Genomic DNA, 9654 nt, shown 5'->3' on the forward strand with positions numbered 1-9654 from the left:
ACGGGGTAACCGTCGAACGGGGACGGATTCGGAGAGGACAGATGATGACTGACAATCCACGATCAATTGCTGAACGCACCAGAGAGGTTCCCCCGGGTGACGGACAAGAACGATTCGCCGGCTACGGGGTGATGGGACAACCATTCGCTAGTGCCCACTACTTGGCGATGCGGCACTTTCCCGCCAGCTCGGTCGGTGCCGGGTACGACTCGGTGTGGCATCGAGACCCCGACGGACGTTGGATCATTTACAGCAGCAACTCGCCCGAGAACAGTTGCGCCCGATACTTCGGCTCGGATCTCGCCGACGCGCGAACAGCGGACGTCAAGGTGACGTGGACGGGCCCGTCCGCCTTCACGGTCAGGGTGGACGAGACACTCGTGTGGGAACTCGACGTGGGCCGATCTGCGGCGACCGCCGCGATGACCGGCATGGGCAAGCTGATGCCTGGCGCAATGTGGCGCAGCAATGGCGTGATGTCCGCGATGGGACGCGCCGCCGGACCCGCGCTGGGTGTCGGCCGGGTGAAACTGACCGGGACCACCTCGAACGGTCAATGGTATCGAGCGAATCCTCGAATGTTGTGGACCGTCGACCGGAGTCGGGCGAGTATTGACGGGGTCGATATCGGACCGCCAGGTCCGCTTCCTGTGCAGGCACGTCTCGGAGATTTCTGGCTGCCACAGAAGGGGATGTTCGTCGTGGGCGAATCCTACTTCGAGCCCTACGACGCCACCCGACATCTGCCGGCCCATCCGAAAGGCTGAGTCGCATCAGCCCGGTCGGCCCGATAGGTTTACGCGGTGCCTATCTCCGTGCTTATTGTCGATGACCAGGAACTCATGCGTATGGGCCTCAATATGGTCCTCGCGGCACACGAAGATATTTCAGTGGTCGGTGAAGCCGGAGACGGAGCGGCTGCGCTTGCCTCGGCGATCGCGCTGAAGCCGGATGTCGTGCTGATGGACGTCCGAATGCCGATTGTCGACGGCGTCAGTGCAACCGAGCAGATTCTGGCGTCGGGGATCGAATCGCGTGTTCTTGTGATGACGACGTTCGATCTCGATGAACATGCACTCGGTGCGTTGCGGGCAGGTGCCAGTGGGTTCCTGCTCAAGGACACTCCACCCGAGGACCTCGTGTCCGCAATCCGCAGTGTTGCGGCCGGCGATGCTGTTGTGTCACCCAAGGTGACGCGAAGATTGTTGTCTCGCTTCATCGTCGACGGTCCGGCGCCACGGCGAGATCCGATCGTTCTGGACGTGTTGACCGAACGTGAACGGGAAGTGCTCAGCCATATCGCGGCGGGGCGATCCAATACGGAGATTGCCCAGGAACTGTACTTATCGGAGTCGACGATCAAGTCTCATGTGGGACGCATCCTCACGAAGCTGGATCTTCGCGACCGCGTGCAAGCTGTCGTGCTGGCCTACGAGACCGGGCTGGTGACTCCGGGCTCGTAGGCCGATACGAACTCAGGCGTCGAAGGAGCCGACCGTCGGAAGCACGATGCAGGACTTTCCGTCGGTGTAGTCGACCTTGCCGAACATCGCGGCCAGGACCTTGCCGTCACCGGTGTCGACGACCTTCGACAACAGGGGAGTGTCCAGAATCGGGAGGGTCTCGTCCAGAGGAACAATTCCGCCCTTGAATGTGCTGGTGTTGATCCAAGCGACACTCAACTCGGACGTTTTCGGAATCCCCACGTATGCGGGAATGGCCTGGAAGCGAAGCTGGTTGTCTTCCACCCACGGTGGCAGCGGGTAGTTGGGGCCGGATTGTGCCGTTGCCAGCGTCACCGTCGCCATCTGTCCGTCGAGCCCGCAACCAACCGTCGGTGCGGGATACATGAACGGCGCCGGTGTCGTGAAGCCGAGATCAACGCCCAATGCGTCAGCGATCTGGTCAGCTGCCGCCGTGCCGATCAATTGATTCAACGCAGCGGTTGCCTCGGGCGAGATTGCGCCGGCTTGATCGATCAGTGCCGCGAGGTCGGTAGGCACATTGATCTCGATGGGCACCGTGAACTCGGCAGGTGCCTGCGGATCTGCCACCGCAGAACCGGCTCCGACCAGGGCAGACCCTGCAGTCAGGGCTACGACGGCGGCAGCGCCGGCCAGCGCAGCGGGTAGACGCCGGGAAAGTCTGTTGCCGGGGAGTCGGCTCATGTCGGGCTCCTTCACGTTCACTAGGTCCGCTGGAAAGCGGGTGAAACGACTTGACCACACGCAGAGTCTAAAGATCAACTTTAGGGTTAGATCGTTAGCGGAGCGTTAGTTAACGTCGCGCACACCCGGCGTGGTGGGGAAGTGACTCACTACACAGGCAATGTCGGGCGCTCGGGAGAAAAACCGAACCGTCGTGCGTTGTAGTGGTAGACCGTCTGAAAGGGGACGTCATGATTGCCGCCATGTTCCTGCTTTACGTGATCGTCGAGATCGCCGCACTTGTCATCGTGGGCAACGCCATCGGCATTGCCTGGACAATTCTGCTGTTCCTGGCCGGTTCACTGGTCGGGATGGTGCTCATGCGTTCGCAGTGGCGAAAAGTCATGGACGGATTCCGCAAGGCAACGCGCGGTGAAGGTTCACCGTCGCTCGCCGTGGCAGACGGCGCGCTCGTTGCTACTGGCTCCGCGTTGATGTTCGTTCCCGGTCTTGTCACATCGGTCCTGGGTCTGCTCCTACTGATTCCCCCGACCCGTTGGGCACTGCGTCCTCTTGCTGCCCTCCTGGCAGGCCGGCGGGCAGCGGCGTTCGCAGCGGGCGGTGACGCCTTTGCAGGCACCGTCGGATACGCAGCCCGGATGCGTGGAAACGGTGAGGTCATCGACGGCGAGATCATCGTCGAAACACCTACCGCGACCACCGAATATGTGGCCAGCAACGGCAAGGAACTTGTCCTCGAGGGTGAGATTCTCGACACGGATACACCCACCCGTTCGCGGGGGCCGCAGTACTAACAGGCAGACTTGGCGCTCGTGACTACTCGATTGCTGGTCAACGGCCGGATCTACAGTTCCTTTGCACCTGACGCGACTTCGCTCGCCATCACCGACGACACCGTCGTCTGGGTAGGTGACGAACGCGCCGGACGCGCATTGCATCCCGGCGCCGAGATCGAAGATCTGGACGGTGCGTTTGTCACTCCCGGTTTTGTCGATACTCACGTCCACATCACTGCGCTCGGATTGTCCATAGTCGGACTTGATCTTGTCGGTGCACAGTCGCTCGACGAATGCCTTTTGCGTGTAACGGCATTCGCCGACGCCAATCCCGACGCCGTCATCTGGGGGCACGGTTGGGACGACACCGAGTGGGCCGATCAGACTTCGCCCTCGACGGCTGACCTTGATGCCGCAGCGCCAGGGCGCAAGGTGTACCTCTCCAGGATCGACGTGCACTCGGCAGTGTGCTCGAGCACGCTGCGGGACGGGATCGATGGACTGGCAAACGAGGCCGGTTACTCCGCCGACGGCCCGCTGACTTTCGAAGCCCACCATCTCGCCCGCGCCGCCGCACGCAACCTCCTCACGGCAGATCAGCGCGCCGCCGCCCGCACCGCCGCTCTCGATCTCTGCGCCTCACGCGGAATCATTGCCGTGCACGAGTGCGGTGGCCCGGATATCTCCGGCCTCACCGATTTCCAGGAACTCCTCGCTCACGATCACGGCGTCGAGGTCCGCGGATACTGGGGTGAGCACGTCAGTACAGCGGAGGACGCTCGAGCGCTCCTCGACAAGACCGGCGCGCACGGCCTCGGCGGCGACCTCTTCATCGACGGTTCGCTGGGATCGCACACTGCGTGGCTCGCCGAACCCTATGCAGATCAACCGGATTCGACCGGAAACGCCTACTTGGGCGTCGACGCCATCGCGGCGCACGTACGGGCATGCACCCTCGCCGGAATTCAAGCCGGGTTCCATGCAATCGGTGATGCCGCCGTCTCGGCCGCTGCGACAGCATTTCAGCAGGTTGCCGACGAACTCGGCGGACCCAAGGTCGCCGCACTGGGTCACCGTCTCGAGCACGCCGAAATGATGTCTGTCGCTGACGCCGAAACCTTCGCCGCGCTCGGCGTCATTGCCAGCGTCCAGCCGGTCTTCGACGAATTGTGGGGCGGCACCGACGGCCTGTATGCCACGCGACTGGGCGGCGAACGCGCCGTTGCACTCAACCCGTTTGCCCCGGCCGCATCCAAGGGCGTTTCCCTCGCATTCAGTTCCGACGCACCGGTCACTCCGGTGGAACCGTGGGCGATGCTCCGTGCCGCAGTGCATCACCGCACCGACGGAAGCGGCATCTCACCTCGAGCGGCCTTCTCGGCCGCAACCCGCGGCGCCTGGCGCGCCGGCGGAGTCCGCGACGGCGCGGCCGGAACACTCAACCCGGGTGCTCCGGCGTCGTATGTCATCTGGGAAGCGGGAGACCTCGAGGTAAGCGCGCCGGCCGACTCGGTCCAGCGATGGTCGACCGATCCGCGCTCGCGTGTCCCGGCGCTACCGAGTCTCGACGCCGACGCGCAGGCACCGGTGTGTGTTCGATCGGTGCATCGTGGACGCGTCGTTTATGAGCGTTGAGTCACCCGCCGGGCAGCGGTCTCGGATAACCGAGGTTCTGACCCGTTCGGTGTGGTTGCGGTCGCTGTACTCGGCAGCGGGTGGATATCTGATCTTTGTGGGGTTTCCGCCGCGGCCTCTGTGGTTTCTCGCACCGGTGGGCATTGCACTCCTCACGTGTGTGCTGACGAACTTCGGCCGCGGGGGACTGCGGCTGCGAGCTGGATTCGGATTCGGCTACCTGGCAGGTCTCGGCTTCCTGATTCCACTACTCCCGTGGATCGGGGTATTTGTCGGCGCAATGCCGTGGATCGCCCTTGCCGCCGTGGAGTCACTGTTCATCGGATTGTTCGGGCTCCTGGCAGTTTTGGTGTCTCGGTTACCGTGGGCTCCGCTCTGGATTGCCGCAATCTGGTCATTGACCGAATGGCTGCGCTCCAGTGTTCCGTTTGGCGGATTCCCTTGGGGCAGGCTTGCTTTCGGCCAGTCCGAAGGTTTACTGCTTCCGCTGGCCAGCCTCGGCGGAGCGCCGCTGCTCAGTTTCGGGGTGGCCTTGACCGGCACCGGTTTGGCTGCCGTAGCTATTGCCGTTGCAGGCAAACGCTGGGACAGGGGATTTGTCGGAGCGGTTGCCGCATCCGTCGTACCTGTTCTGCTGGCTGTTGCCGTGGCGCCGTTCCTCGCAACCATGGACTCCGGCGAGAAGACGATCACCGTCGCGGCAATTCAGGGAAGCGTCCCGCGGTTGGGGTTGGACTTCAATTCCCAACGCAAGCAGGTGCTCGACAACCATGTTGCCGAAACTCTGAGGCTTGCGGACGAGGTCGACGCCGGACGCGTCAAACAACCCGACATTGTCATCTGGCCGGAAAACGCCTCCGACATCGATCCGCTGCGCAACGTGGACGCAGCAGCCGACATCACTCGCGCTTCCGTATCGATCGGTGCGCCGATCCTGGTCGGTACCGTGCTGGTCAACGCCGACCGGACAACCACGAACTCCGTGATCGTCTGGGACGGAAACAAGGGTCCGCAGGAACAGCACGACAAGAAGATCATCCAACCGTTCGGCGAGTACCTGCCATATCGCGATTTCTTCCGGAAGTTCTCCGAGTACGCCGACCGCGCCGGCAACTTCGTACCCGGCGACGGCAATGGCGTTGTCCACGCCGCGGGTGTGCCCATCGGCATCGCCACCTGCTACGAAGTGGCATTCGACCGGGCATTCCAGGAATCAGTGCGCAACGGAGCGCAACTTCTTGCCGTACCGACCAACAACGCCACTTTCGGCGATACGGAGATGACGTACCAACAGTTGGCGATGTCGCGAGTTCGTGCCGTCGAACACGGCCAAGCCGTGGTCGTCGCAGCTACCAGCGGTGTCAGCGCCATCATCTCGCCGGACGGTTCCGTCACGTCGGAAACCGACTTGTTCGTACCCGAGTATCTGGTTGCGGATGTGCCGCTGTCGACCGACACCACCCTTGCAACGAAGCTTGGCCCCGCGCCCGAGGTCGTCCTGTGCCTCCTCGCTGCGGGCTCAATAGTGATAGCAGTAATTTCCCGACGACGTGAACCCTCCCTTCCCGAAACAGGAGAGAGCAATGACTGACGTAACCAAGGGCTCGAAAACCGATCTGGTGGACGCGAGCTACACCATCGCGCTCGACACCGGAAGCGTTCGCGGTGTGGTGGATATCGCGGCAGTTCTGCTCGGCGCCGACGGGAAAGTCCGAACCGACGACGACTTCGTTTTCTTCAACAACCCGAAAGCCCCCGGCGTTGCACTCGTTTCGGACGAGACGATCACCATCGACCTCGCCGCTCTGCCTGCTGACGTTCACCGCGTGTTGATGACCGGCAGCACTGAAGCGCAGGGAAAGAACTTCTCGGATGTCACTTCCATCCGAGTCGACGCCCGTGGATCGTCGCAGCAGTTGTCTTTTGTGCCAACAGGTTTGACTACCGAAACGGTGCTGCAGTTGGTCGCCTTGTATCGCCGCGGCACGGGTTGGCGTCTCGACGCCGTCGGACAGGGATACAGCGCCGGATTGGCAGCCTTTGCCGCCGAACACGGTATCGACGTCGATGACGACGAGCCCGCTACTGTTGCGGCTCCTGAAGCACCCGTAGCCGCTCCCGCCCCCACCATCAGCTTCGAGAAAGTCTCCGTCAGCCTCACCAAGGATTCACAGGACAAGACAGCGCGCATCGACCTGCGTAAGAGCCAAGGCGATCCCAGTTGGGTGTTGACTGTCGGCCTGGAATGGGATGGGCGCGGGGCGACGTACGACAAGAACGGCAAGGTCAAGAAGTACGGCGAAGGAGACCTCGACGTCTACTTCTTCTGCCGCAACGAAGAGACCAACGACTACGTCGTCATCAGCGGTGAGCCGAACCATCGTGGTGGACTCGAAACCTGGCCGCACATCTACCACTACGGAGACAGCGCCGGACCGGGCAAGGGGAAGAAGCCGGCCGTCGAGCAGGTTCGTGTGCTGCCCCACGAGAACGGCGATCTGCTGGTCAACGTTTATCAGAGCGTGGACAACGGGGCTGGTGCAATCGATTCGTTCGGCAATCCTCGCGTCGCCATTCGGTACGGCAAAGCCGGTAAGGACGGACTCCCTGGTTCGGACGCCGACGAGATCCTCGTGTACGTCGGCAACGGCAAGAACTCGTTCTGGGCGACCGTCGCGCACATCGATGTGCAGGACGGTGTGCTGACCGTCGACGGGGAGACGCGCTACAGCCGAACTCTCAGTGAACGCATGCCCGGTCTGGACGCCGACGGTCAGTGGGTACAGCGCCCCAAATCAGGCCCGACCGGACGCAGCAAGAAAGCGAACAAGGGCGTCGGACTGGACAAGTACTCCGGGCCGTGCGATTCGGGGCGCAAAAAGCGCCGTTAGGGGCACAAGAGCTTCGCTCCCTTCAATATCGGGTATTCGCCTTGACACCTAGTCGAGCAAAGGGCGTTTCCCATGATTGAAGATCAGAGTGTCAGCCGTAAAACGAGCGTTGTCGATGCTGTTCTACGGTCTCCACTTGCGGGATTGTCCCCGTGGATTCTGCTCTCACTATTGTCCGGACCAGGACGATTCGAGGAATCCGCTGCAGCGGCGCTCGGACTATCTCTGCTGATACTGGCCGCAAATCATCGGCGGGGCGGCACTCTGAAACTGCTGGAACTGTTCGATGTCCTCTTCTTCGGCATACTCGCAGGAATTGGACTGTTCGCATCGGCAAATACGATCGAATGGTTCGAATTGTGGGGCGGTGAGCTCACCAATATCGCGCTTGTTGTCTTCGCTTTCGGATCGATACTGCTGCGCAATCCGTTCACCATGCAATATGCAAAGGAATCCACTCCGGAGGAGTACTGGACCACTTCGCTTTTCTTGCGGATCAATTACGTGATCACCGCGGTCTGGGCGCTGGCCTTCACCTGGTCGGCGATTGTCGGACTGATCGGTGACGCAGTGCTGGGCGACAGCGGCAATTTCTGGACCGGTTGGATTCTGCAGTTGGCGGGCACGTTCTTCGCTATCTCGTTCACCGAGTGGTATCCGAGCTACGCCCGGAGCAAGGCCGGCCAAGCACTCGGGTTTCCGGTCGAGCCGCCGGAATCGATTGCTCGACTGTTCGATTTCGTGCCAGTTTTCGTAGCAGTCACCGGCATGACGGGACTGGTGACGGATTCGACGACCGTCGCTCTGGGCGTCGGGTTGATCGTGGTGGGGGCGGCGGGATACGTGGCGATGCGTCGCTGGACCGCGTAGGCGCAATCGCCGAAGGAAGCTGGGCCCCTTTTCCTCGAGTGAGCATGGTTTTCTGGGCGCTGGAGCCTGTGCTCACTGAGGAGAAACTGTGCTCACTCGCATACCGGCCGTACTCCATCCGTGACGTTTGGCAGCCGAGCCGTCAGGGGATACAGCAAACACTGGTACAGATATCCGTGCCGATGGCTTTCCCTGCCGAACAGTGCGAGGAAGGCTACCGGCACGGCGCTTGTCTGATCGATGAAAACTGCTGAGCGGGAACGCTTTCGGATGACATCGGCGTCGAAGAAGGGTTCGTGGACAATGACTGCAACACAAGGACCACATCGGCATCGAATGCAACGAGAAAGACCGCCCGGCACGTGGCCGGACGGTCTTCGACGTGCACACTGTAGTGCTAGTGCATCACGCTCCGCGGCGCTTGGCCTTCAGGAGATCGAGACGCTCTTTCAGAAGTTCTTCGAGTTCTTCGACGGAACGACGCTCGAGCAGCATGTCCCAGTGGGTACGCGGCGGCTTGACCTTCTTGGCTTCGGGCGCAGTGCCCTCCATAAGGGAACCCTCGAGGCCGTTGCGGCACATCCACGTACCGGGGATCTCGGCGTCGTCGGCGAACGGGATGTCAAAGATCTCACCGTTGTCGCACTTGTACTTCGCCATACGACGGGGGGCGAGGTCATGGTCACGGTCGGTCTCGTAGCTCACAGCTCCGAGTCGGCTACCTCGAAGTACGCGATCTGCCATGGTGGTGTCCTCTCTTCGTTCGTCACCGCTGGTGGGCGCCCGGTGTTGGGGAGTAGACGCTCACACTCATCTACAACGCCACGAGCACCGGATTGGTTCCCGTGTGGCGAGAAGACGCAACCTCCCCATCTTACCGGGTCCCGCGCGCTCGCATCCGAGCGGACATCGAGGGCGTCTGAATCTCGAGTAAACTGTCATCTCATGACCTCGAGCACGCGCCCCAGAAGCGCCGGTAGTCCTTGCGCGTGGTGCGGTCGTGGCGTAGCGGCAGTCGGCGTCGGCCGTCGCCGCCGGTACTGCTGCCAGTCATGCCGCCAGCGTGCGTACGAGCAGCGTAATGCGGTGAAGGGCACCAGCGTTCCCGCGGACGCGGTCATCCTGACGGCCACCGAGGCCGTCGAGTTGGTGGACCGAATGTTCGAAGTTCGTTGCGCTGCTGAAGACGTTGCCACTGCTGTCGCTGAGGGCGCCGATACTACCGAGCTACTCGCGTTGTGCGAGCAGCTGACGGTGCTCGCACGCGAGGCCGAACGTTTTCGATGAACCCGTAATTTCTTTCGATCGACGAGG

General features: G+C 62.0%; 10 protein-coding genes. 8 read left to right on the forward strand and 2 right to left on the reverse strand.

Annotated features, from left to right (window positions below; genetic code table 11):
- The first annotated feature begins 44 nt into the window (after positions 1–44).
- Positions 45–767 (forward strand): hypothetical protein, encoded by a 723-nt coding sequence (locus R4P64_RS16770; RefSeq protein WP_317821854.1) that lies wholly within the window; start codon positions 45–47, stop codon positions 765–767.
- Between the two features lie 36 nt (positions 768–803).
- The gene (locus tag R4P64_RS16775; protein ID WP_033232028.1) at positions 804–1463 is read left to right on the forward strand and encodes a response regulator; all 660 of its coding nucleotides are present in this window, start codon (positions 804–806) and stop codon (positions 1461–1463) included.
- Positions 1464–1475: 12 nt separating this feature from the next.
- Here the strand turns inward: R4P64_RS16775 and R4P64_RS16780 are convergent, their stop codons facing one another.
- Positions 1476–2168, reverse strand: a complete 693-nt coding sequence (locus tag R4P64_RS16780) for a hypothetical protein (protein ID WP_317821856.1) — start codon at positions 2166–2168, stop codon at positions 1476–1478.
- Positions 2169–2398: 230 nt separating this feature from the next.
- On the opposite strand from R4P64_RS16780, the gene R4P64_RS16785 reads away from it, so the two are divergent.
- The 5 genes from R4P64_RS16785 to R4P64_RS16805 all read left to right on the forward strand — a co-directional run bounded on the left by R4P64_RS16785 (position 2399) and on the right by R4P64_RS16805 (position 8340).
- Entirely contained in the window at positions 2399–2962 is a 564-nt protein-coding gene (locus R4P64_RS16785) for an FxsA family protein (protein ID WP_317821857.1), read from the forward strand.
- Between the two features lie 18 nt (positions 2963–2980).
- Positions 2981–4579: an amidohydrolase gene (locus tag R4P64_RS16790; protein WP_317821858.1), complete on the forward strand. Its 1599-nt coding sequence runs from the start codon at positions 2981–2983 to the stop codon at positions 4577–4579.
- A complete protein-coding gene (gene lnt / locus R4P64_RS16795) occupies positions 4569–6170 on the forward strand; it encodes an apolipoprotein N-acyltransferase (protein ID WP_317821859.1) in 1602 nt (533 codons plus the stop codon). Before R4P64_RS16790 ends, lnt begins: the two co-directional genes overlap by 11 nt.
- Positions 6163–7470: a TerD family protein gene (locus R4P64_RS16800; protein ID WP_317821860.1), complete on the forward strand. Its 1308-nt coding sequence runs from the start codon at positions 6163–6165 to the stop codon at positions 7468–7470. The genes lnt and R4P64_RS16800 overlap by 8 nt, the downstream gene beginning before the upstream one ends.
- Positions 7471–7542: 72 nt before the next feature.
- Positions 7543–8340: a hypothetical protein gene (locus tag R4P64_RS16805; protein ID WP_317821861.1), complete on the forward strand. Its 798-nt coding sequence runs from the start codon at positions 7543–7545 to the stop codon at positions 8338–8340.
- Positions 8341–8745: 405 nt separating this feature from the next.
- Here R4P64_RS16805 and R4P64_RS16810 read toward each other — a convergent pair whose 3' ends face one another.
- On the reverse strand, positions 8746–9084 hold the full coding sequence (locus R4P64_RS16810) for an RNA polymerase-binding protein RbpA (protein ID WP_033232034.1): 339 nt from the start codon (positions 9082–9084) through the stop codon (positions 8746–8748).
- A gap of 201 nt (positions 9085–9285) precedes the next feature.
- Here R4P64_RS16810 and R4P64_RS16815 point away from each other — a divergent pair, with 201 nt between their 5' ends.
- Positions 9286–9627 (forward strand): hypothetical protein, encoded by a 342-nt coding sequence (locus tag R4P64_RS16815; RefSeq protein WP_033232035.1) that lies wholly within the window; start codon positions 9286–9288, stop codon positions 9625–9627.
- Positions 9628–9654 lie beyond the last annotated feature (27 nt).

Origin of the sequence: Rhodococcus sp. IEGM 1366 (genome assembly GCF_033142425.1) — a bacterium.
Classification (GTDB): Bacteria; Actinomycetota; Actinomycetes; order Mycobacteriales; family Mycobacteriaceae; genus Rhodococcus_F; species Rhodococcus_F globerula.

Bases quoted from the DNA above. Each gene is read 5' to 3' on its own strand.
- R4P64_RS16770 (WP_317821854.1), top strand. From the start codon at position 45: ATGACTGACAATCCACGATCAATTGCTGAACGCACCAGAGAGGTTCCC.
- R4P64_RS16780 (WP_317821856.1), bottom strand. From the start codon at position 2,168: ATGAGCCGACTCCCCGGCAACAGACTTTCCCGGCGTCTACCCGCTGCG.
- R4P64_RS16785 (WP_317821857.1), top strand. From the start codon at position 2,399: ATGATTGCCGCCATGTTCCTGCTTTACGTGATCGTCGAGATCGCCGCA.
- lnt (WP_317821859.1), top strand. From the start codon at position 4,569: ATGAGCGTTGAGTCACCCGCCGGGCAGCGGTCTCGGATAACCGAGGTT.
- R4P64_RS16800 (WP_317821860.1), top strand. From the start codon at position 6,163: ATGACTGACGTAACCAAGGGCTCGAAAACCGATCTGGTGGACGCGAGC.
- R4P64_RS16805 (WP_317821861.1), top strand. From the start codon at position 7,543: ATGATTGAAGATCAGAGTGTCAGCCGTAAAACGAGCGTTGTCGATGCT.
- R4P64_RS16810 (WP_033232034.1), bottom strand. From the start codon at position 9,084: ATGGCAGATCGCGTACTTCGAGGTAGCCGACTCGGAGCTGTGAGCTAC.
- R4P64_RS16815 (WP_033232035.1), top strand. From the start codon at position 9,286: ATGACCTCGAGCACGCGCCCCAGAAGCGCCGGTAGTCCTTGCGCGTGG.